Raw genomic sequence first — 23,928 nt, 5'->3', positions numbered from 1 at the left:
AGCATCTGCGAACGCCGTGTAGCACGTCTGATCGATCCAACCTTGTCGTGGGGTTTGCCACGTAACCTGATGAGTGGTGTGCGCGGTGTCAACACCGGCTATCCGGTAGTGCAATGTTCACTCAGCTCCCTCGTGATGGAAAACCGCACCCTGTGCATGCCGGGCAGCGTCGACAGCATTCCAGCCAAAGGTAATAGCGAAGATCACGTCTCGAACTCGACCTGGTGTGCCCGCAAGGCAGCAACGGTAGTGAACAACACGCAATACATCATTGGTGTGGAGATGCTGCTGGCAGCACAGGCTTTGACGATGACGGAAGATTTACTGCCGGGCTTTGTGCTGGGTCAGGGTACACAGGCCGCGTATGACGAGATCCGCAAGCAGATTCCGGCTTGTCTGGATGGCGATCGCTGGTTCCACAACGATATTCAGATGGCGCATTCCTTTGTGACCAGCGGGTCGGTGCGTGAGGCGGTGGTCAAGCAAATCGGCGAATTTGTCTGATCGTTGCTAGGCAGGGATGATGCGATCACATTGATCGTTTTCCTTATCGCTGAATATAAAAAAGAGCCACGTTATCGTGGCTCTTTTTTATTGGGATCGGTATTGAGTAGCAGTTGACCAAAGTCTCGTCATCACCATCAGTCATAATCTATGTATGCTTGCGTGTTATGTCAAAAATTTGGCTTAATCTACTAAGCCAAGTAGGTTATTAAAATAAAAGGGAGACGTTGAAATGAAAAATAATACTTTTACCAAGTGTGCTTTAGCGACTGCACTGGTGCTCCTCGTTAGTGGATGCATGGAAGAGAAAATAGATGCCACGGGATGCTGGTCTGCAGACACAAAAACTAGTTTCCTTGCTCTGGCTAGGAACGGTGTGTTGCAGGCTTTAACGATTCAAAGCAAGGGCGAAAATCTTCGTGGGTTGAGTGCTGCAGAGTTCAAGGCTATCTTGGATAAAGGTCTCACAGTTACTGCAAACACCTATCACGTCATCAACGCCGATCCTAAGATTGGCTCATTAACGTGCGGGGCTAACCTTTCTATGCAGTTCGAACGCCCTGATGGGAAACACTTTTCCGCTAATAACGCACCAACGACGTTCCAAGTATTTAAAGGAGAAACCGGCCATGTCTACAGCATCGAAAATGGCCTTTCTTTTGTTCGTTTAATAAATGAGTTAACTCCTGATTAAAACAAAATATAGTTTTTCCCCGTAAAAAGCCAAATAAAAAACGCGCAGATTGCATAAACAATCTGCGCGTTTGAAATGGGATTAGCTTGCTTGTATCAAGCTATCTGACCATCAGAAGCGATGGCGCAGACCCAAGGCCAAACTGTTACCTACAGACTGCTCGGTAATCTTGTCGTACATATAGATCGCGTACAGATCAGTGCGTTTCGACAGGTTGTAGTCGTAACCAACTGATGCAGTATTGCGCTTGAGTCCAGAGCCGATTGCCAGGCCATCACGCTTGGTATTGGCCCAGGAAGCGAGAATCGCGCCTTGGCCCAGCGGGATGCTGGTACCCAGTTGCAGAGTCTTGTCCTTGAAGTCAATATCATGTGCAGTCTGGTTGTAGGTGGCAAACAGCTTGGCCACGGCAAAGTCGTAGCTACCGCCGACAAACCATGCTGTTTGGCGTGCTGCTGTCATCCCGCTTAACAGTGGAATATTGGTGGCTGGCTGAACATTGTTAGGTGACAGATCCAGCGGATTGTTAACCTTCACCTTTTGGTAGAACGCAGTCAGTGCCAATGGGCCATTAAAGTACAAGACGTTGGCGCCGACGTTGTTTTTACCTGACTTGCCTGCTACTTCGCCGAACTGGTAATGGAAGTTGGCTTTCAGGCCGCCGATATCTGGCGTGGTGTAGATGATTTCATTACTCCAGCCAGTGTCGCCAGCTATCGTGTTGGTCCAGCCGGAGGCATTGAACCAAGGCACATCCATGTGCAGGATTAGCGGTGAAAGTTGAAATGAATCACCGAACGGATTGAACAAAATCGATGGCAGGAAGTTAGGCGCCAAATCGCGACCGAGCGAAATCGCACCAAAGTTTCCGACCAGACCTACGTTGGCATCGCGCGAGAAGAATGTTTCATTGCCGTTGAAGCGGCCGGAAGCGCCGGTGTCAGCACGGAAGAAAGAGGTCAGATTGAATTTGGCTTTGAGTCCGCCACCGAGATCTTCGGTGCCTTTGAAGCCGAACCATGATGTGGTCAAGCCGCCGCTGTTGACGCTGTTGGTACGTCCTGTGTCTCCACTGTATTTCATCGAGCCGACATAGTTATCGACCAGACCTGTTACTTCGACTGATGATTGTGCCATTGCAGGCAGCGCGACCGCTGCGCTGATAGCAATGACGAGTTGCAGTTTTTTGAACTTGTTTTTAGCTGGGTACATCCCTGTCTCCTGATTTTTTATATATAGAAAAATATACTTCTGGGTCACCTTCATCTGAAGAAACACACGTCTGTGTCTGAACAGCTATCCGTGGAACCGCCACGCCGGTAAAAAAACTTGAGAAATTAAGTAGAAAACGGATGAGTAGCGCGCCAGTGATTGGCGATATCAATCCGACGCGTGATCCAAACCTGATCATGGGCTTGCACGTAATCCAGGAAGCGCGCCAGAGCTGCTGCGCGTCCAGGTCGACCGACTAGGCGGCAATGCAGACCGACCGACAGCATCTTCGGCTGGTTCAATCCTTGCGGATCACCTTCGCGGTACAAGACGTCGAACGCATCTTTCAAATAGTCGAAAAATTGCGCACCAGAGTTGAAGCCTTGCAGTGCTGCGAAGCGCATGTCGTTGGTATCTAGCGTGTAAGGAACGATTAGTTGTGGCGCTGTGACTGGTTTGCCGTTTGCATCGTTATGGGCAACTTGTTCCCAGTACGGCAGGTCGTCGGCATAGCTGTCGGCATCATAGGAAAAGCCACCGTGTTCCATGACCAGCCTGCGAGTGTTGGGAGAATCTCGTCCGGTGTACCAACCCAGCGGTGCACTGCCGGTCAGCTCGCGAATGATGGAAACAGCTTCGGCTATATGTTTGCGCTCGGTTGCTTCGTCGACGTTTTGATAGCTGATCCAGCGCAGACCATGCGCAGCGATTTCATGACCGAGTTCGCGGAAGGCGGCGACGGCTTCGGGATTGCGTTGCAAGGCGCGAGCCACGCCGAATATCGTCAGCGGTATCTTGCGTTCTTCAAACATGCGGAGCAGGCGCCACAGACCGGCACGGGAGCCGTATTCATAGAGTGACTCCATACTCATGTGGCGCGCCGGGAAACTTTGCGCACCTATGATTTCGGAGAGAAAAGTCTCTGAACCGGCATCGCCGTCGAGGACAGAACTTTCTGCACCTTCTTCGTAATTCAGGACAAATTGCAAGGCGATGCGGGACTGTCCTGGCCATAGTGCATGCGGCGGCTTGCGGCCGTAACCGATCAGATCGCGGGGGTAAGATTGCTTGCTCATGTCTCCAGCCTTTGTCGTGATGACTCGTGATGCGGCTTTATGTTTATTTGCATTGAATTATGTCTTCTGAAGTGATGATTGATATAAGGTGAATCGTATATAGATCAAAGGTTAGCGGTATATGATCTGCGCCAGAGACCAAGAGTAATGCGGCGCTGAACTATAGGGGGAAATGATGGGAAAACTGAGTACACATGTGTTGGATATTACGCAGGGAAAACCAGGCGCAGGCGTCAAAGTGGCGTTGTATGCGATCAACAATACTGGCAAGAAATTGCTCAAGAACGCGATTACCAACCAGGATGGTCGCTGCGATGCACCCTTGTTGCAAGGCGAGGAAATGCAGGCAGGGCGCTATGAACTGGTATTTTCCGCCGGCGATTATTTTGCCGGGCAGGGTGTGGATTTGCCATCGCCGAGGTTTGTTGATGAAGTGGTGCTGGCCTTCGGTATTGCAGATGCAACGCAGAATTATCACGTACCTTTGGTGGTATCGCCTTGGTCATATTCGACTTACCGAGGCAGCTGAATACCTCTCTTAGCCACGGTTATAACAACAACGCCCCTACTTACGAAAGTAAATAGGGGCGTGTTGCTAAGCGCAGTTCGTTATTTAAAGCCGATTGGAAGCGGCTTTACGATTACTCCACCAAACGACTGTTGCAGTGACAAGCAACAACAATGTGGCTGTCGCCATGACGGCTACGAATGCACCATCGAATGAAGTGCGAGCCGCAGCATTGACCATCTGCGCCATATCCGGCGTCAAATCTTTACTCACGATGAGCGCTTCATCCAGACTGTCCCAGGTAATGTCTGGCAAGGCCATGCTATCGGGTAATACCAGTCGGCTTGCATACACCAGGGACAAGATGCTTCCCATCAAGGTGACGCCGACGACGCTACCCAATTCGTAGGAAACTTCCTCGATGGAAGCTGCCATGCCGGCACGGTCAGTGGGAGCGCTTTGCATGATTGTGCTGGATGCAGCGGTCATGGCCGCACCGATGCCAGCTCCGAGCACGATCAAACAAGCGACCTGTATGCCAGTCGCTGCATCATGCAGAAACAAATATGCACCCATGCCCAGTCCAGCTATCAACAATGAGAGCGACAAGACAAAAGCACTACCCAGACGCGGCAATATACGTCCCGTCAGTGGGCCGGCCGCGAAGGCAGCAAGCGAGAGCGGGAGTATGAAAATACCCGCCTCCAGCGGTGACATGTCGAGTACTAATTGCAAACGCTGGGTAAATACCAGCTCCATACCGAGGAGCGCTGCACCGGCGATGATCGCTGCACCTACAGAGGATGAAAACATCGTATTTCTGAAAAGAGAAAAATCGATGAGCGGATGCAGACTACGTTGCTGGCGTCTCACGAAAATAGCGAGAAATACGATGCCTATCAGCAGCGCAACAACAGCGATTCCCCAGGAAGGATCGCGCTTGCCGACTTCCTTGAGGGCATACGTTAGGCCAACCAGACCAGCCATGATCTGCAATGAGCCGACAAAATCCCAGGGACGTGTCTTGTTCGCTTGTCCTTTCGGTATATACATCCATGCCAACGGTATTGCTGCCAGCACGATAGGTACGTTGATGAGAAAGACGGAACCCCACCAGAAATACTCAAGCAAAAGTCCACCGACGACAGGTCCCAGCGCAGCACCGCCAAATGCGACTGCTGCCCAGATACCAATCGCGACAGAGCGTTCGTTTTCATCGGTAAAGGTTAGGCGAATGATGGATAACGTTGCCGGCATCATCATTGCTGCGCCAACAGCCAGCAGCGCGCGCGATGCAATCAATGCACCGGATGTTGGTGAATATGCAGCGCACAAAGAGGCGATGCAGAAGATCACAAGCCCGGCAATAAACAGAGATTTGTGTCCCAGCCTGTCGCCTAGCGTGCCCATTCCCAACAACAGTCCGGAAACGATCAAGGCATAAATGTTGACGATCCAGAGCTTGGCAGAAGCCGATGCCGACAGATCGGCTGTCAGACGTGGCAATGCCGTATACAGCACCGTCATATCTACGACGATGAGCAGTAGAGCGATGGAGACGATGCCCAATACCAGCCAACGACTGGAAGAAGGCTTGGCAGGATTTTGTGTGAGGATATGCTTATTCATTACTAAGCTCCTTCATCATCACGACGGATACGGCTTGAAAACCATGCGTCTTGAAAAAACGATGGGCAGCATGATTCTCTACACCGCTTTCAAGGAACAGGCGTGTGATACCACGCATCAGCATTTGCTGTTCTACCCATACGATCAACTGATGACCTAAACCTGCACCGCGATAATCCGGGTGCACGATCAGATCGTCCAGCGATGCATAAGGAGTAGACGCATCTTGGCTACCGATCGAGACAAGCGCCATTCCGGCGATGACACCGTCGATGTTTGCAACTGCGATCAAGCTGTCTGCGCTCGATGGATCTTGTGCGAGGCTAGCCTGAAACTCTGCACGTAGTGTTGCAGCAAGATCGCCACGCCAGCGGGTAGGCGTTTCTGCACGCGGACCTTGCAGCTCCGAGTGTGAGATGTATTCTGCGCGCGCATTCATCACGAAGAGCTGGGTAAGCGCTTCGGTCTGTGCGGTGTCTGTACACCAGCTTATGGTGACAGTTTTTGGAGAAATGGATTTTTGATTCATGACTAATTTGACTCTAAAAAGAGCCGATTTGTTGTGTAACGTTATCTATCATCTATCAATATTAGATTTAGACAAAGTTAAGTACTATCTATAAAATAGATGGATGGAATGGACTATAGATCGCATGAAGCAATTTGTCGCGACCGCAGAGGCAGGATCGATCTCTGCGGCTGCACGTCGTTTGGGTAAAGCGCAATCCGCTGTCAGTACGGCGATAGGCTTGCTGGAAGCGGATCTTGGCTTCGAGTTGTTTGATCGCTCCCGACGCAATGTGCAACTGACACCAGCCGGCGAAGTGATGCTGCTGGAAGCGCGGGAATTATTACGCCAGGCCGAAGGATTGGATCAGCGCGCGTTATCGTTTGCGGGAGGGCAGCAGGCCAAGCTGTCATTGGCATTGGATGAAGCATTGCCGTATCTGGCCGTAGGTGCTTTGGTGAAAGAAGTATCCGAACATTTCCCCTCACTAGAATTAACCCTGCTTAACGGAACCGCAACCGAGGTCGCCGAGTATGTCGAAAAGCAGCGAGCAAGCGTGGCCTTTCATTTCGACCGCGGGCCAAGTTCGCTATCGTTTGCGCAAAAGCATATTGGCAGCGTGCCGCAGGGAATCTTTGTCGGGCGAGGGCATCCACTCACAAAAATCAAAAAAATCACGCAAAGAGATCTCGCCAAGCATCGTCAATTGTTGATGCACATGGATGATTTTTCCGATCCGGCACTCAGTCCTTCCGTTTGGCGCTCAGATAGTTTTTACAGTATTGCCGCCATGGCGGCTGATAGGATCGGTTGGGCCATACTTCCTCTGAATATTGCCGAGTACGAAGAATACCGATTGCAGTTGCAGGAGCTTCCTTGTGAAGAATTTACGCTGCCGGTACTGTCGGTCCGCATGCTTTGGTTGCAAGGACATCAACCCGACACCACAACACAGTGGGTGCAAAAACGTTTGGCAGAATTGCTGCATACTGTGCTTTGAATTTATATCGCCAGCATGTGTCTATGCCTTGCGTATCAAATTTCTCAACACGTACTAAGTGAGTTAATGAGGCATCAATGTAGCGATAGAATTTATGGATAGTTGATGTGTGATTGAATAGTCGTCATGTTCGCTCCGGTAAGCAGTGAGCCGGTCAAAACAAATCGCTGAATTTTTTGAATGAATCAATTTCAGGAGAATAACGATGTCGATCGATAAAGTCCTTTACCGTGCTCATGCAACCGCAACTGGCGGTCGTGATGGTCGTGCCGTCTCATCCGATGGCGTGCTGGATGTCAAGCTGGGTACACCGAAAGAACTCGGTGGTGCAGGCGGTGCGGTTACCAATCCGGAGCAACTATTCGCCGCTGGTTATTCTGCCTGTTTTCTCGGGGCAATGAAATTTGTCTCTGCACGTGAAAAAATCGCATTCCCGCAAGATGCAACCGTGCAAGGAAATGTCGGCATCGGTCAAATTCCAACCGGCTTTGGTATTGAAGTCGAGCTGGAGATATCACTGCCTGGACTTGACCGAAAAGTAGCTGAAGCACTGATTGAAAAAGCTCACGTTGTTTGCCCATACTCAAATGCAACGCGCGGCAATATCGACGTCACCTTGACCTTGGTCTGATCAAGAACACATATACCAACATCCTACTTACATGAGTAAGTAGGACCGTGTTCTAAGCGCGAATTCTTTTGGGATGCAAGTCGGTTTCAATTCAACTGTATTAATGCGATGCGATTTTTGAGGCAGACATTGCATGAACCTCATTCATGAATTGCTGAGGTGATACAGGTCGTCCCATCAAATAGCCTTGCAGCGTGTCGCAACCCAAAGATGTGAGGAAATCTTGTTGCATATCGGTTTCAATTCCCTCCGCAACTATACGTAAGTTCAGCGCATGTCCCAAGGCGATGATCGCAGCAACAATAGCCGCATCGTTAGTTCCATGTGAAAGTTCGCGTATGAAGCCGCGATCAATTTTCAGCTCACTGGCCGGCATGCGTTTTAAATAGAGCAGGCTGGAGTAACCAGAGCCAAAATCATCGATCGAAATTTCCACGCCTAATTGAGCCAGTCTTTTTAATACAAGCAAACTAGTCTCTACGTTATACATCGCAGTTGATTCCGTTACTTCCAGAATCAGGCAGTTCGCAGGCAGGCGATTTCTCGTGAGTGTTGCCGCGACTAATTCGACCAGGCTATCTTGACGGAACTGGATCGCTGATACATTAACCGCAATCTTCCATGTTGAGTAACCAGCGTCATGCCATACACGCATTTGCCTGCATGCTTCATTCAGCACCCATTCTCCGATGGGGACTATCAATCCCGTTTTTTCCGCAGTGGGGATAAAGTCATCAGGTTCAATGATCCCGCGCGTTGGATGCTTCCAGCGCAACAAGGCTTCAGCTCCCGCAACAGCGCCACCAACTGCGTGAAACTTTGCCTGGTAATCCAAATAGAATTCGCCACGCCTCAATGCATTACGTAGATCTTGTATGAATTGGAGTTGGTTGTGTGCGTTGGTATTCATCGAGGTTTCGAAGAAGCGATAGCTCGCACGGCCGGTATTTTTGGCGTGGTACATCGCTGCATCGGCATTGACTAACAAGTCATGATCAGTGACGCCATCCTCAGGAAAGATGGCAACACCGATACTGCTTGAGATACAAAAATCATAGCCGTTTATTTGAAATGGTTGATTGATGATATTGACCAGTTTATTGGCGACGGGTGCCGCATCTTCCGGATCAATGATGTCGATCAAAACCACAAACTCATCACCGCCCAAACGAGCGACCGTATCTTGCTCGCGCAGGCTGTTACGGATACGCGCTGCGACTTCGATCAGTAACAAATCCCCCGTGTGGTGGCCGAGCGAATCATTGATGGTTTTAAAGTCATCCAGATCAATGAACATGATGGCGAATCGGCTTTTTTCACGGGTGGCATCCGCTAGCATTTGCTTCAGCCTATCTTCCAGAAAACCACGATTTGCCAGTTTCGTTAAATTGTCATGTAGCGTTTGTTGCGTCAATTTTGAGTTCGCATCAGCTAGTGAGCGTGCGAGTTTGGCTGTGTGCGACTCTAATCTTGCATCCAGAACGGACGTTAATAATGCAAGTATCAGAATGGCCAACGTAGCGGCAGTGACAAAGATAGTTAGGCGACTAGGCTCGATGCCATCGGCTGCTGCCGTACAAATACTACCGATAGGGAAATTGGCTGCAGCCATCCCTGTGTAATGCATGCCAACAATGGCACCGCCCAGAATGATGGAAGCCAGAGCTCTGAAGTTTTTCGTATGGCGTGTGTCTTTGCGCAGCTTGAATGCGATCCACAGTGCTACACCCGATGCAAGGATTGCGATCGCAATAGAAGCGGTAAATAGCAAGATGTCATATTCGATAGCGGGGCTCATGCGTAATGCAGCCATGCCTGTGTAGTGCATGGCGGCGATAGCGAAACCCATAATAACGGCGCTAACAACCAGATGAGTGAGCGGAAGCTGCGGCCGATTAATTTGCCAAAGCGCAAATCCAGATGCGAGCACAGCAATGATTAAAGACAAGGCCGAAATCTGAAAATCGTAGCTCAGTGGTATAGGCAGTTGAAACGCCAGCATGCCTATGAAATGCATGGACCAGATCCCGACTCCCATCGCGACCGCCCCGACGGTCAGCCACCCAAAGATATTTTTTCCGCGGAGAGAGTTGATTCTGCCGGCCAGATTCAGTGCCGTGTAAGACGCCAGAACGGCGACCAGAAAAGAGAGAAATACCAATGACGAGTTATAACTTGCACTTAGCATGACGTACCTCATTCAATAAGGCAGAACATTGCGCAATTACACGGTGGCAGTATTTCTCCAGTCATCCGGCTAGCAATCAGCCGAAAACGTGAATTTGTTAAATCACCTTATATTTACTGTTGATTCTCGTCAATAAAATTAACAAATTTATGACATGTCTTTTAGTGTCAGCGGGCATGTGTTGTGTGTATGCATTTTTCAGAAAAAATAATTTAATGCACCTCCCATAAATATGAGAGGTGCCGCGCACGAGATTATCTGCAAACGGTATGAATTAGTCGCAAACAAACTGGCAATGTGGGCCACTACGACCAACCGATTTCCCGCTAGGACATTGCTTGATGTCCATCGTGCACATTGTTGTATTCGGAGTTGGGGATGGTTCTGATGTGCCTTGCTTGGCGGGAGTGTTGCTACATGCTGTCATGACTAACAATGCCGATAGAGAAGCCATATTTTTTAGAAACTTCATGATCTTTGTCTCCAGGTTAAATGCATTAAAGAAAAACGATTTTTCTCGACGTTGCATTACATTAATTAACAAGTATTGCTGGTGATGTTTTTAGAATAAAACCAGAACGATAGAACCGGCAACGATTAAGCCAGCGCCCAGTGCGGTAGCCCAGCTCAGTTTCTCACCAAGAAAAATCACCGCCAGCAAGATTGCAAGTGCGACACTTAATTTATCTATAGGTGCGACTTTGCTGACGGGACCTAGTTGCAACGCACGGTAATAACAAAGCCATGACAAACCGGTGGCGATGCCGGACAGGATCAGGAACAGCCAACTACGAGCGCTGATCGAATCTGGGGATTGCCATTCACCGCGTAGCGAGATGATGAGGCAGCACACGCCGAGAATGACGACGGTACGGATGAATGTGGCGAGGTCAGAATTCAGTCCGGTTACACCCAACTTGCCGAAGATTGCGGTGAGCGCTGCGAAAAAAGCGGATCCTAGTGCGAACGCAACCCAGTTTGACTGTAAGTTCATAATGTCCTTCGTAGAAGATGAAGTCGCAATAGTGTAAACCCGCGGCAGGCCCAACATAGGGAAGTCAGCTGCTTTGTCGCTAGACTCAACTCCCATTGAATTCAATGCTGATCATTGCAATCGCGTACTTACTTTGATACTCAGAGATGTTCTAAACGTGCGCCAGTTTTGAATGTAAATCAAGTGTCTAGTTACCAGAAACAGAGAGGATCAAGGTTGCGATCAATCCAGGGTGATTGTCGCTCAATTCAAGACTGCCACCGTGTAGTTTTGCAACTGCTGCGACCAGACTGAGGCCGAGTCCTACTCCCGGCGTGCCGCGACTTGTATCACTGCGATAAAAGCGGCCTATCACTTTTGGTTTTTCTTCATCGGGGATGCCGGGGCCATTGTCCATCACAGCGATCGCAATTGTTCCATCTTGACGACGGGATGCCTGGATCGTAATTTTTCCGTTTTTTTGTGCATACTTAAGTGCATTGTCGACCAGGTTTCCGATTGCCTGTGCCAGAAGCAGTGGGTCACCGGCAAGTGTGAGCGGCTTCGATGATATGAATGAAAGCGTGACGCCCTGTAGCTCTGCAACGGGTTGGTAAAATTCTGCAACCTCACTTGCTACTTTAGCGGTATCCATTTCTATGAATCCGGCACGCCGCGTGCCGGCATCAATCTCCGTCAGGCGTAACAAGGCGTTGAAGATGCTGATGACGCGGTCTACGTCGGCGATTGCACTATCGATTCCTGCAAAAGTTTGTTCTGGATCGGGACGAGTCAACGATAGCTCCTCAAGACGGAATCGGAGTTCCGCCAGTGGCGTACGCAAGTCATGCGCAATCGAATTCGATACGTTTCGGACGCCATCAATCAGATGTTCAATCTGATCCAGCATGCGATTCTCTGTCTCTACGAGAACGTTAAACTCATCTTCACCTTTATGGGCTGGAAGTCGGTGCGAGAGATTGCCCTGCATGATCGCGGAAGCAGCTTGATTGATGTCATGTACTCGCGAAAGTAGAGTGCGTCGTACCAAAAAACCACCAGCTATACCAAGTAACAAGACGATACTGGCCGCACCTATTAGCCCATAAAAAAAGAGCATTTCGAGTTTTTCAAAGCGACCCGTGTCCCGTCCTACCAATAGGTGATATCCACCGGGCAGTGCCTTGTGTAACAAGGTGGCGCTCACCGTGCGACCTTCTACATCTATCGAGACGGTGTCTTTCTGCGCTGATTGATTAAACTCCTTCGGCCATGCTGCCAGATTGCCCGCGAGTTTTCTAAAGGTGGGGTCAGTGAACAGGATGATCGTGTTCTCTACATTTTCAAGTTGTCCTCCAACTTGTGTTTCTATTGCGGAAGAAAGGGCAGCACCACCTTTAGCGAGAAAAATATCAATCAACTTTTGTGCATCAGCTTGCAGTACCTCGGCTCTGCTTTGTTCAATTGTGTTGTGCCATGAATATCCGAGAGGAATGGCGAACAAGGCAAGTGCAATCAAGCTCGCCGAGATATAGATGAGCGCGATATTCAGTGCTGAAAAACGTAAAGATTTAATCATCGGTAGTGAGCATGTAACCCGAGTTGCGTATGGTCTTCAGCAGCGACCGCTCGGAATTTGCATCGATCTTTTGGCGCAATTTACTGACATGGACATCGATGACATTCGTTTGCGGGTCAAAATTGTAGTCCCACACGTTCTCAAGCAACATGGTGCGCGTCACTACCTGATTGGCATGACGCATCAGGTATTCGAGTAATTTAAATTCACGCGGTTGTAGCGCGATCGCCTTACCTGCACGGGTAACTTTATGGGAAAGCAGATCCATCGACAGATCGTCGAATACAAGTGTCGTCTCGGCCCGGGTGTCTTGTGTACGCCGAAGGAGTGCGTCAAGGCGTGCAAGAAGTTCACCGAAAGCAAATGGCTTTACCAAATAGTCGTCACCACCGCTCTTGAGGCCACGTATGCGATCATCAACATCGGAAAGGGCGCTCAGGATCAGGATAGGGGTCTTGTTTCCATCCTTGCGCAAGGTCTCGATGATGGACAAGCCATCGATATTGCCCGGTAGCATGCGATCCATGATGATCGCATCATAGGATTCGCTTACAGCGAGAAACATGCCATCGCGGCCATTGTCCGCATGATCGGTCGTATGGCCAGCTTCGCTCAAACCCTTCTTGAGGAAGTGGGCGACACGCTCGTTGTCTTCAACGATCAATAATTTCATGACATACCTAGTTTGATAATTGAGTGCGGAGTGCGAAAAATCCTCTTGCCTAGTATCTAATGCCCAGGTTTTTTGGGTGAGATACTAATCATCAGTTGATCCTGTTGCAATTGTTCGACACAGATAATGTAGCAGGCGTAGCGAACTGATTTTGTCAGAAATACCAACTTCATTCTTGTTTTATTGAGTAATTGAGGGTGGTGAGTTTGTTGTTACACCCGCTGTTGAGGTATCCAGTCGTGGTGTATCACCATTGTGTTGTATCCAGCCACCACCAAGTGCGCGGTACAAATCAACCAAGCTGGTCAAGCGATTCAAACGTGCGGTGATCAGTGCTTGCTGTGCGCTGTACAAGTCGGTTTGGGCAGTCAGTACACCAAGATAGCTATCGGTTCCGCTGCTGTAGAGCATATTTGCCAGTTCCAGTCGGCGTTGCTGGGCGTCCGTATAGCGTTGCTGCGCTGCTAGCTGATCGTCATAGGTACCGCGCGCAGCCAGTCCGTCGGATACTTCGCGGAACGCAGTCTGGATGGCTTTCTCGTATTGTGCGATACCGATATCCTTTTGGATCTTCGCTACATCCAGATTGGCCTGGTTGGCACCGGCGTTGAAGATAGGTGCAAGCAATGACGGTGCGAACGACCACGCACTCGACCCGGCTGCGAACAATCCACCGAGTGTTGCGCTGGCCGAACCGAGAGAACCCGTCAACGAAATCTGCGGGAAAAATGCTGCGCGTGCTGCACCGATGTTTGCATTTTCCGAACGCAGGAGTGCTTCAGCCTGCAGAATGTCCGGACGGCGTTGCAGCAGATCGGACGGCAATCCGGCAGGGATGTCGGCGAGGATAGGTTGCGCGCCGAGTTTGACGGCAGGCGGCAAGTCTAGCGGTAAGGGCTGACCGACTAGCAGTACCAGCGCATTTTCTGCTTGTGCACGCAAACGGGTCTGGGTGGCGTAATTGACTTGCGCTTGTTCGACCACGGTTTGCGATAGACGCAGATCCAGTTCCGAAGCAGTGCCAGTATCAAATTGCAGCTTCACGATGGTGTATGCCGATTGCGCAACCTTCAAGGTACTTTGCGTTACCGCAAGCTGCTCGTCGTATGCGAGGGTAGTGAGGTACTGGTTGGCGATTTGTGACACCAGCAATATCTCTGCAGCCTGGCGTGCGCGTGCGCTTGCCAGATACTGTTCGAGCGCGGCATCCGACAGGCTGCGCAGGCGACCGAAGAAATCGGCTTCCCATGAGGCGGAAATATCTGCCGAATAGTCATGGGATATTGAAGGGTTACCACTGGTCGTCAGACTTCCCGGTGTTCGTGAATTTGATGTGCTGACACCAGCGTTCACCTTCGGAAACAGTGCGGCACGCTGAATGCGGTATTGCGCCTGCACTTTCTCGACGTTCAGCACGGCGATGCGCAAGTCCCGATTGTTTTGCAGTGCCAGTTCGACCAGCCGTTGCAAGCGCGGGTCAGGGAGGAAGTTGCGCCAGCCGATCTCTGCAGCGGGCAATGTAGTGCTGCCTGTGCTGTTTGGCAAAGTCCTGTAGGCGTCTCCTGTGGGGAAGGCCGTAGAGACTGGCGCTGTTGGTTGTTTGTATATGGGCTGGAGCGAACAGCCTGCGACAAGGATCATGGCGAACGCACTGGCGGCGTATCTGCTTGGTTTCATTTCAATGCTCTCCTGTGCCTGGCTCTGCTGTGATCGTCAATGGCTGTGCCGACGCGTTCGATGGCTTCTTTTTGCTGAGCTTGTTGACGATCACTACGTAAAACATGGGGATCATGAACGTTGCGAGAAAGGTCGCAGTCAGCGTACCGCCTATCACTCCAGTACCGATTGCATTCTGGCTGGCTGAACCAGCACCATTCGCCAATGCAAGCGGCAGTACGCCCAGTACAAAGGCCATCGAGGTCATGACGATAGGCCGCAAGCGCATGTGGGATGCTTCGATTGCTGCCTGCAGTGCTGTACGCCCGGTGGATTGAAGCTCACGGGCAAATTCAACAATCAGAATCGCATTCTTTGCCGACAAACCTATGGTGGTGAGCAAGCCCACCTGGAAGTACACGTCATTGGACAAACCGAATAATGAAGTCGCACCAAGCGCGCCCAAAACACCAATTGGTACCACCATGATGACCGAGAGAGGAACAGTCCAGCTTTCGTATAAAGCCGCCAGACTCAAGAACACCACCAGGATCGACAAGCCATATAGCAAGGGTGCTTGCGAACTCGACTGCTGTTGCTGCAAAGAGACGCCGGTCCATTCGAAACCGATGCCAGTTGGCAGTTGTTTTGCCAGTCGTTCCATGGCGATCATGGCTTGACCGGAGCTTTGGCCCGGCGCTGCCTGACCTTGTATTTCCATCGCTTCGACGCCGTTATAGCGTGTCAGTTGTGGTGGGCCGTAGGTCCATTTGGTTGTAGCGAAAGCGGAAAACGGAACCATGCTGCCTATATTGTTGCGCACATATAGTTGATTGATGTCGTCAGGATTCATCCGGTACTGGGCATCGGCTTGCACATACACTTTCTTGATACGGCCATCGGTATCAAGGAAATTATTAACGTAGCGCGAGCCCCATGCGATTGAAAAAGTCTGATCGATGTCAGCAATATTGACACCGAGGGCTGCAGCTTTTTCGCGGTCGATATCGAGCTTGAACGCAGGATTATCAACCTGTCCGCTAAAGCGTACTTGTGCCAGACTTTGATCCTGCTTTGCCAGATCGAGAAGTTGATCTCGCGCTTTGGAAAGCGCATCATGACCGAGTCCGCCACGATCCTCCAGCATGAAGTCGAAGCCGGATGCCGTACCCAGACCGCGAATCGGTGGCGGGCTGATCGGAACAATGACCGCATCCTTGTTTGTAGAAAAATGTTTGGTGATACGGTCGGATAGTGCCTTGGCAGTCAGATCGGCTTTGGTTCGTTGACTCCAGTCCTTGAGCCGGACGAACAGTTGCCCCTGATTCTGTCCGCGCCCGGCATTATTGTTGCCGTTGACGATGAAGGTGGCATCGACCATGGCCGCTTCATCTTTCAAAAGATAATTGCTGACCTCATCAAGTACCGAGCCTGTACGCGCCTGAGTAGTACCTGTCGGCGTCTGTACTTGGACGAACAGAAAGCCCTGATCCTCGTTCGGCAGAAATGATGTGGGAAGACGGACAAACAGCACGCCAACGACAACGATCAGCGCTGCATAGATCAACAGCCAGCGACCGGAGCGAGCGATGATGCTTTTCACGCCACCGCTATACTTGTCTCGTCCTTTGTCGAAGTTGCGGTTGAACCATCCAAAGAATCCTTTTTTCTCTGCATGATCCTCGTGTGGCGGTTTTAGTATGGTGGCGCACAGTGCGGGAGTGAGCGAGAGGGCGACGAACACGGATAGCAACATCGATGCAACAATAGTCAGCGAGAACTGGCGATAAATTCCGCCCACCGTGCCACTGGAGAATGCGACAGGTACGAACACTGCGCACAATACCAGCGCTACGCCGATCAACGCGCTGCTAATCTGACTCATCGCTTTGCGCGTCGCTTCAAGAGGTGACAGTCCATCCTCGTGCATGACGCGTTCGACGTTTTCAACCACAACAATCGCATCGTCTACCAGCAAGCCGATCGCCAGTACCAGACCAAACATCGATAGCGTATTGATCGTAAAACCGAGCGCCGACATCACGCCGAAGGTTCCCAGCAAGACTACAGGTACCGTGATCGATGGGATCAGTGTGGCGCGAAAGTTTTGCAGGAATAAATACATCACCAAAAAGACCAGCACGATACCTTCCAGCAGAGTCTTGACTACTTCCTCAATAGATATTTTGACAAAAGGCGTTACATCGTTCGGGTAAACGACCTTCAATCCATGCGGAAAATATGGCTCCAATTCCGTGATGCGTGCCCGTATCGCGTCGGCTGTAGCTAGTGCGTTGCCGCCTGGCGCGAGTTGGATGCCGATACCGGTAGCCGGACGGCCGTTGTACTTGTTATCGACGTTAAAGCTTTCCGCACCTAGATTGATACGTGCGACATCACGCAAGCGTACTTGCGAGCCATCCGGCAAGACCTTTAGTAGTACCTTGCCAAAATCCTCTGGCGTGCGTAACAACGTTGATTCCGTAATCGTTGCATTCAGTTGCTGTCCCTGCACAGAAGGCGTACCGCCGAGCTGGCCGCCGGAGATTTGCACGTTTTGACTCTGCAAGGCTGCATTGACATCAATTGGGGTCAGCGCATAGCTGTTGAGTTTGACAGGATCGAGCCAGATACGCATCGCGTACTGTGTGCCGAACACGTTCATATTGCCGACGCCATTGATCCTGCTGAGCGGATCCTGCACATTGGAGACGACATAGTTGGCAATGTCGAATTTGTTCATGCTGTTGTCGGTCGATACAAAGCCAATCACCATCAGGAAAGAGTTGGTCGATTTGGTGACACGTACGCCTGATTGCTGCACCTGTGCCGGTAGCAAGGGCACGGCTAGTTGCAATTTGTTTTGTACTTGTACTTGTGCGATGTTCGGATCCGTTCCGCTGGCGAACGTCAACGTAGTGGTTGACTGACCGGTATCGTCGCTGGTCGAAGATATATACAGCAGGTTATCGATCCCGCTCATTTGCTGTTCGATTACCTGAACGACCGTATTCTGCACAGTCGTGGCCGAAGCACCGGGATAAGTCGTGCTGATCTGGACTGTAGGCGGCGCGACCGGCGGGAATTGTTCGATAGGTAGCGACCAGATTGATAATCCTCCGGCCAACATAATGAGGATGGCGATGACAATCGCAAAGATGGGCCGGTTGATGAAGAATTTTGCCATTGTGGAGCTCGCCCTTATTTAGCTTGTGCAAGCACAGGCGTTTGTGCTGCTGGAAGCCCGCCATCAGTATTTGGCTTTGCCACGGTCGCCGTAGCTTCGCTTGGTGACTCGACTGCTCGTACTAATATTCCGGGTTGTATTTTCTGCAGACCAGCCACAATCACGCGTTCACCTTCGTTCAAGCCGCCAGTCACCACCCATTTGTCGCCGAGCGTGTTCGCCGTCTGTATCGTCCGTTGCACAACTTTGTTATCAGAGCCGGCGACAAGAACAGTAGCCTGTCCTTGTTGGTTGTGATTGACGCCGGGGATGGGAACGAGCAGTGCGTTGTCATTCACGCCCTGTTCCAGGCGTGCTCGCACGAACATGCCTGGAAGCAGCGCATGGTCTGGATTAGGGAATAGCGCGCGCACCGTCACTGAGCCCGTGGCTGGATCAACCGTAATGCCGCTGAATTGGAGAGTGCCAGCCAGTGGGTACTGCGAGCCATCTTCCAGCGTGAGTGTTACTTTGGCTTGTGTTGCACCATTCAGTTTTAATTGACCATCAGCCGCATCGCGACGCAACTGCAGACCGGTGATGCTGGACTGATTGAGGTCAACGTAGATGGGATCAATTTGTTGTACGGTGGTGAGCAACGTCGCTGCGCTTGCTTGCACATACGCACCTTGCGTGACTTGTGAAATGCCGCTGCGGCCACTAATCGGCGATACCACATTGGTGTAGCCAAGGTTTATTTTTGCCACTGCAACAGCAGCTTTGCCGGTAGCAACATCGGCTGCGGCCTGACGTTGTGCTGCGATCGCATTATCGTAAGCTTGTTTGCTGATGGCATTGCCATCGACGAGTATTTTGTAACGCTCGGACTGCACAGTTGTCGCCGCGAGGTTGGCCTGCGCCTTTTGCAGACTTGCTTCCGCGCTATCCAAGGCAGCGCGATATGGTGCTGGATCGATTTGGTACAAGGCCTGATCTACTTTTACGTCAACACCTTCCTGGAAGCTGCGTTTTTGCACTATGCCGTCAACGCGTGCGCGAACCTGTGCAACTAGATAGGCGGAGGTGCGACCAGGGAGATCTGTACTAACCGGAATGCTTTCTCGTTTAACGGTCACTACGGTGACTTCCGGAATGGATAGCTTGGTATTCACTTGCTTTGAGGGGCTACAGCCCGTAAGTATGAAGACGGCCAGTGCGGTAGCGAGACTGGCACAGCCCAGATGTGTCATGTGCTCATACATGACGCTCACTTTATTGTTCCCGTTCAGTTGCCGTATCACGATGTACTCCATAAAAAGTAGGAATGCTGCAGTTCACATTGCTGTGAGAAGGCGCAGTCGTACTTTGCACAATGGTGGATTAACTCCGGATTGGCAGTTCATTAACGATAATTAATGTTTCCTTGTGCACACAGAGCTATGTACATATTTTCAAGGTGAGGTTTATGCCGCCGCCTGATTTTTTAATCAGGCAGAAAGCTTGAAAGCATACTTTGGGAGGGACGGTCGATCGAGCCGATCAATAGAAGATGGCTCTATGATTTCAGTGCGCAGGGAGCACTTGATGGTGTTTCGAGTGATGCACTATTGCTTGGTAATTTTTCTTGCTGGAGCTTGGTCGCGAAGGTGGTGGCGTGATCACTTCAATCCTGCTTACCTTGGCAAGCAGGATTTTTTCTGAATATTTATTTCGCTTGCTTGCGTGAATGTAGCCAGCTAAATACGGCAGGCATGATGGACAGTATGACGATGCCGATCACGATCAAGGTCAGATTCTGGTTGACCCAGGGAATCGTGCCAAAGATATGTCCTGCTGCGACCAGCAAACCGACCCAAATAATTGCACCGGTAACATTGTAGAAGAAGAATATACGCGGCGGCATTGCGCCGAGCGCAGCGACGAATGGTGCCAGCGTGCGCACGATAGGAACGAAGCGCGCCAGTATGATGGTCTTGCCACCGTGCTTTTCAAAGAAGGCGTGCGTACGTGCGATGTGTTCTTCCTTGACGAAGGGAATGCGATGCGTATCGATCGCCTTTTCCCTGACGATAGTGCCGATCGTAAAGTTGAGTGCATCGCCGATGATGGCGGCGCTGCTCAGCAACACAAACAAAAGCCACGGATCGAATAAACCTTTTGCTGCCAATGCGCCTGCGACAAACAGCAAGGAATCTCCTGGCAGGAAAGGCATGACAATCACGCCGGTCTCTACAAAGATGACCAGGAACAAAATCAGATAGATCCATGCGCCGTGCAGTGTCACCAGTTCAGCAAGATGAGCATCCAGGTGGAGAAACCAGTTAAGTGCCAGATCGATGATTGTTTGCATATCTATTTTCTATAAACTTTAATTAAGCTTGAAGCGAGCCATGTTCTTTACGGGCAAGCAGATGAAGTGCAGGCGTCAATGAAATGATGCTGTCATTGTTGTTGCCGGCGATCACTATGAATAGCCGACGTCAGTCAAAAGGGATGACGTCTTGTTATCTCAGGCGTGATTATGCCTTGATGCTGGCAATAGTCGCTTGGCCTCAGCATTAAATATTGTTCATATATGAGTTTTGCCCATTGTCATCAAGTTGAAATGTTTCTCTAATACCATTCAATCGTGGCATTTCTGCGCCCAGCATGTCTTTCATTTACATATCGCCACTTTGCAATCCGTACTCCAATTCCTGAAAAAATGTGGCAAAAATCTCATCCTTGATGAAAGAGGGCTGATCGGCGGCACCTTTTTGCTGGCGCTCGCGATGTTGTCCATCATCTGGTGGGGGACGTTATCGCGCATGGCGCATGAAAAAACGCTGGTGATAGAAAGCTCGATTGCGGATGAAAAAAACATTGCTTCCATCGTCGCCTCCAATTTGAATGAAGTATTGGATCGGGCGTCACAATACGCAAAAATCGGCCGCTCGATGATGGAAGGCGATCAATCCGCCATGCTGTATCTGAATCCCATGCTCAGTGGTGATCCAGCCTATTTGCGTGCGGCTGTATTTGATGGCAAAGGGAATTTGCTGCAATCTTCCGCGAACCGCAAATCGGAACCGGAGCTGATGCAATTGGTGCTGGCGGCACAAGGGACTGCACATGCCGCACCTGCCGATGATCAATTGATCGTTGATCGACCATCGACGACAGATAGCTCTGCATGGCGTGTGCCGATTCTGATTCCTTTTTCTTCTTCCAATCAAGGACGTGGATTTTTTACTGCCGTCATTGATATGGGCTATTTTCTTCGTCTGTACAAGGATGTTCAGTTGGGAAGTGGCGGACGGATCGAGATACTCACGCGTGATGGCTATCAATTGGCAGAACTGAGTGATGCCAGTCTGTCTGCCGGTGTTGATTATGGCGGCTCCGACTACGCCAGGTTTTTGAGTGAACCAGATGCGGATGGCGTGCTTGCTACTACGCGTCCTGGCACGTCAGGGCAGGATATCGGTGTATTCAGTGTGCTGGAGCGCTACCCGTTTGCCGTCATTGTGACGCGTGATCAAAGCTATTTGATGGGCCGATTGACTGTGCGTCACAGTGATTATCTGCAACGCGCCATCTTGGTTTCGATTGCAGTGGTCTTGCTGATGTTTGGTTTGTTTGTTATCGCATACAGACAGCGGCGTTTATATAACGTGCTGGCGATGTCCGAGCAGGAAAAGCGTAATTTGATCGGGCAACTGGAACAGGAAAAAGGGCGCGCATTGCTGCAAGCCTCGCATGATTATCTGACAGGCATTCCCAATCGCATGTTGTTCTACGAGATGGCGACAGCGGAATTGGCGCGTGCCAAGCGTAGTCGGAAGTTATATGCGCTGTTTTTCCTCGATCTCGATAAATTCAAGTTGATCAATGACACGCTAGGTCATGCGGTTGGTGACCTGTTGTTGCAAGGTGTGGCTGCACGATTGCGCGAGTCGCTGCGTGAATATGATTTGCTGGCGCGTTTGGGTGGCGATGAGTTTGTGATGTTGATTTCCGAGATGACATCGGAGAGCGATATCGCCAAGATTGCAGACAAGCTCGTTGAGGTAATACGCACACCTTTTCTCGATCTGGATGGCAACGACATCGAGGTCAGTCCCAGCATCGGCATCGCACTCTATCCACGCGATGGCCAGAACGTGGAAACACTGCTGACACATGCTGACTTTGCCATGTACAGCGCGAAAGCTGCCGGCGCGGCTACCTATCGATTCTTTGATACTTCATTGAATGCTTCCTCTGTGCGCGATGTGGAGTTGCTCACGCGATTCAAGCGTGCGATTCGGGATGATGAGTTTTGTCTGCACTATCAGCCACGCGTCGAGTTACAGGAGTTCAAGCTGGTTGGTTTGGAAGCGCTGGTGCGCTGGCGACATCCGGAGCATGGTTTGATTTATCCCAATGACTTCATTTCACTGGCAGAAGAAAACGAATTGATCGTGCCACTGGGGCGTTGGGTGATCAATGCAGCGTGCAGACAGATTGCAGGGTGGCGGGCAGAAGGCTTGCCGCTGGTGCCGATTGCCATCAACGTTTCTCCTAAACAGTTGAAAGACGAGTCTTTGCTGGAAACGGTGATGAGCACGCTTGCGCATTATCAGCTCCCACCAGAGCTGCTGGAGATTGAAGTGACAGAGAGCTGCTTCATCGAAGACTTCGATACTGCCAATCATGTGTTGGAACAGTTGACGAAAAATGGGCTGAAGATCGCGCTGGATGATTACGGTACAGGTTTTTCCGGTTTGAAGAATTTGAAGAAGTTGCCTATCTATGCGATCAAGATAGATCGTTCTTTCATCCGCGACATTCGTAATGACAATAGTGATGCAGTCATTGTTTCTTCGACGATTTCGCTGGCGCACAACCTTGGGCTGCAGGTAGTGGCCGAAGGGGTGGAGAGCAAAGAGCAGTTGGTTCATCTGAAAACCGCAGGTTGCGATCAGGTGCAGGGTTTCTATTTCCAACGTCCGACGGTTGCTGTTGATATTCCTGCGCTATTAAAACGAGGAAGGTTTACGCCATCATGAAAAAATTGTTTCTGTACACCGTACGTCATTGTTTTTCCGTGCTGTTGATGGTGTTGTTGCTTGCTACCGCATCGTCGCAGGCAGCTGAATGCGAAAAATTGACTCGATTACGATTTTCATTAGTGCCGCAAAATGATGTGCAAAAAGATCTGGCCTTGTTGCAGCCCTTGTTTGATAGCTTGCAAACTTCGCTCGGTATGCCGGTGGAAGTAGTGATGCCATCTTCTTACGGTGCTGTGGTGGAAGGCTTGCTGGCTGGTTCGGTAGATCTGGCGCGTCTTGGCCCTGCTGCCTATGTCTCGGCGAAGAAGCAGGATGCGGGCATCACTGCTTTTGCCACTGTGGCGCGCAAGCTGCCCGGACAGGGCGGAGAAGATACTTCCTATCGTTCGATTCTGCTGGTACGCAACGATAGTCCTTATAAAACGCTGGTGTCTTTGCGTGGGAAAAAAGTGGCATTGGTAGATCCGGACAGTACTTCCGGAGCATTGATACCGCGACACGTTTTTTCACGTGTGATCAAGGCGCCACTGGAGAAGTACTTCGGACAAGTGGTGTATAGCGGTGCACATGATCTATCCATGTCGAATCTGACCAAGGGACGGATAGATGCGATATTTATCTCAAGTGTGAGTCTTGCCGTGGCTGTCGAGAATGGCAGTTTCAAACGTGAGGATTTCCGCACGCTGTGGCAATCTCAGGCGATACCGCGCAATCCATTTGTCTTGCGCAGTCGGCTGTGCGCCGATACCAGAAAAAAAATCATAGGCGTATTTTTAGACCATGGCGGCAATGCCAATACCAGCCTGATGCAAGGCCTGAGCGTAACGCGTTTTGTACCGGTTAGCGATCAGGATTATCAAATCGTGCGTGATTTGCCTTGAAGCCAGGCTGGTCTGTA

The 23,928-nt window shown here is 50.5% G+C and carries 20 protein-coding genes; 7 read left to right on the top strand and 13 right to left on the bottom strand.

Translation table 11 applies throughout. The features are described from left to right. On the top strand, positions 1-504 hold a 504-nt coding region (locus AC07N2_RS16630), incomplete at its 5' end, for an aromatic amino acid lyase (RefSeq protein WP_494779237.1). A gap of 232 nt (positions 505-736) precedes the next feature. Next, entirely contained in the window at positions 737-1,198 is a 462-nt protein-coding gene (locus AC07N2_RS16625) for a hypothetical protein (protein WP_494779236.1), read from the top strand. Positions 1,199-1,309: 111 nt separating this feature from the next. On the opposite strand, the gene AC07N2_RS16620 is transcribed toward AC07N2_RS16625, so the two are convergent. Together AC07N2_RS16620 and puuE are read right to left on the bottom strand one after the other, a co-directional pair. Next, entirely contained in the window at positions 1,310-2,410 is a 1,101-nt protein-coding gene (locus AC07N2_RS16620) for a porin (RefSeq protein WP_494779235.1), read from the bottom strand. A 125-nt stretch (positions 2,411-2,535) separates the two neighbouring features. Then, a complete protein-coding gene (gene puuE, locus AC07N2_RS16615; protein WP_494779234.1) occupies positions 2,536-3,486 on the bottom strand; it encodes an allantoinase PuuE in 951 nt (316 codons plus the stop codon). 175 nt (positions 3,487-3,661) lie between these two features. Between puuE and uraH the strand changes: the two genes are divergently transcribed. Beyond that, positions 3,662-4,015 (top strand): hydroxyisourate hydrolase, encoded by a 354-nt coding sequence (gene uraH, locus AC07N2_RS16610; RefSeq protein ID WP_494779269.1) that lies wholly within the window; start codon positions 3,662-3,664, stop codon positions 4,013-4,015. 84 nt (positions 4,016-4,099) lie between these two features. Here the strand turns inward: uraH and AC07N2_RS16605 are convergent, their stop codons facing one another. Next, positions 4,100-5,623, bottom strand: a complete 1,524-nt coding sequence (locus tag AC07N2_RS16605) for an MFS transporter (protein WP_494779233.1) — start codon at positions 5,621-5,623, stop codon at positions 4,100-4,102. Continuing rightward, positions 5,616-6,152 (bottom strand): GNAT family N-acetyltransferase, encoded by a 537-nt coding sequence (locus AC07N2_RS16600; RefSeq protein ID WP_494779232.1) that lies wholly within the window; start codon positions 6,150-6,152, stop codon positions 5,616-5,618. The genes AC07N2_RS16605 and AC07N2_RS16600 overlap by 8 nt, the downstream gene beginning before the upstream one ends. Positions 6,153-6,255: 103 nt before the next feature. On the opposite strand from AC07N2_RS16600, the gene AC07N2_RS16595 reads away from it, so the two are divergent. Beyond that, positions 6,256-7,131, top strand: coding sequence for a LysR family transcriptional regulator (locus AC07N2_RS16595; protein WP_494779231.1), 876 nt, complete (start codon positions 6,256-6,258; stop codon positions 7,129-7,131). A gap of 205 nt (positions 7,132-7,336) precedes the next feature. Then, complete coding sequence (locus tag AC07N2_RS16590) at positions 7,337-7,762, top strand: organic hydroperoxide resistance protein (protein WP_494779230.1); 426 nt, start codon at positions 7,337-7,339, stop codon at positions 7,760-7,762. Positions 7,763-7,862: 100 nt separating this feature from the next. Here AC07N2_RS16590 and AC07N2_RS16585 read toward each other — a convergent pair whose 3' ends face one another. The 9 genes from AC07N2_RS16585 to AC07N2_RS16545 all read right to left on the bottom strand — a co-directional run bounded on the left by AC07N2_RS16585 (position 7,863) and on the right by AC07N2_RS16545 (position 20,347). Beyond that, entirely contained in the window at positions 7,863-9,950 is a 2,088-nt protein-coding gene (locus AC07N2_RS16585) for a putative bifunctional diguanylate cyclase/phosphodiesterase (RefSeq protein ID WP_494779229.1), read from the bottom strand. Between the two features lie 274 nt (positions 9,951-10,224). Next, positions 10,225-10,422, bottom strand: a complete 198-nt coding sequence (locus AC07N2_RS16580) for a hypothetical protein (protein WP_494779228.1) — start codon at positions 10,420-10,422, stop codon at positions 10,225-10,227. 90 nt (positions 10,423-10,512) lie between these two features. Continuing rightward, positions 10,513-10,944, bottom strand: a complete 432-nt coding sequence (locus tag AC07N2_RS16575; RefSeq protein WP_494779227.1) for an EamA family transporter — start codon at positions 10,942-10,944, stop codon at positions 10,513-10,515. Positions 10,945-11,131: 187 nt separating this feature from the next. Further along, positions 11,132-12,502, bottom strand: a complete 1,371-nt coding sequence (locus AC07N2_RS16570) for a sensor histidine kinase (RefSeq protein WP_494779226.1) — start codon at positions 12,500-12,502, stop codon at positions 11,132-11,134. Next, positions 12,495-13,175 (bottom strand): winged helix-turn-helix domain-containing protein, encoded by a 681-nt coding sequence (locus AC07N2_RS16565; RefSeq protein WP_494779225.1) that lies wholly within the window; start codon positions 13,173-13,175, stop codon positions 12,495-12,497. Before AC07N2_RS16565 ends, AC07N2_RS16570 begins: the two co-directional genes overlap by 8 nt. A 180-nt stretch (positions 13,176-13,355) precedes the next feature. Further along, on the bottom strand, positions 13,356-14,852 hold the full coding sequence (locus AC07N2_RS16560) for an efflux transporter outer membrane subunit (protein ID WP_494779224.1): 1,497 nt from the start codon (positions 14,850-14,852) through the stop codon (positions 13,356-13,358). A gap of 1 nt (position 14,853) precedes the next feature. Beyond that, positions 14,854-18,018, bottom strand: a complete 3,165-nt coding sequence (locus tag AC07N2_RS16555) for an efflux RND transporter permease subunit (protein WP_494779223.1) — start codon at positions 18,016-18,018, stop codon at positions 14,854-14,856. Between the two features lie 14 nt (positions 18,019-18,032). Next, positions 18,033-19,259 carry an efflux RND transporter periplasmic adaptor subunit gene (locus AC07N2_RS16550; protein ID WP_494779268.1) on the bottom strand — a complete coding sequence of 409 codons (1,227 nt, stop codon included), beginning with the start codon at positions 19,257-19,259 and terminating at the stop codon, positions 18,033-18,035. A 443-nt stretch (positions 19,260-19,702) separates the two neighbouring features. Beyond that, complete coding sequence (locus AC07N2_RS16545) at positions 19,703-20,347, bottom strand: DedA family protein (RefSeq protein WP_494779222.1); 645 nt, start codon at positions 20,345-20,347, stop codon at positions 19,703-19,705. 325 nt (positions 20,348-20,672) lie between these two features. Here AC07N2_RS16545 and AC07N2_RS16540 point away from each other — a divergent pair, with 325 nt between their 5' ends. Together AC07N2_RS16540 and AC07N2_RS16535 are read left to right on the top strand one after the other, a co-directional pair. Continuing rightward, entirely contained in the window at positions 20,673-23,027 is a 2,355-nt protein-coding gene (locus AC07N2_RS16540; RefSeq protein ID WP_494779221.1) for a putative bifunctional diguanylate cyclase/phosphodiesterase, read from the top strand. Continuing rightward, entirely contained in the window at positions 23,024-23,911 is an 888-nt protein-coding gene (locus AC07N2_RS16535; RefSeq protein ID WP_494779220.1) for a phosphate/phosphite/phosphonate ABC transporter substrate-binding protein, read from the top strand. Before AC07N2_RS16540 ends, AC07N2_RS16535 begins: the two co-directional genes overlap by 4 nt. Positions 23,912-23,928 lie beyond the last annotated feature (17 nt).

It is taken from the genome of Herminiimonas sp. GW821-FHT09C12, assembly GCF_059416385.1.
Note: the sequence above shows the minus strand (reverse complement) of the source record. Positions and strands in the feature narration are given on the sequence as shown.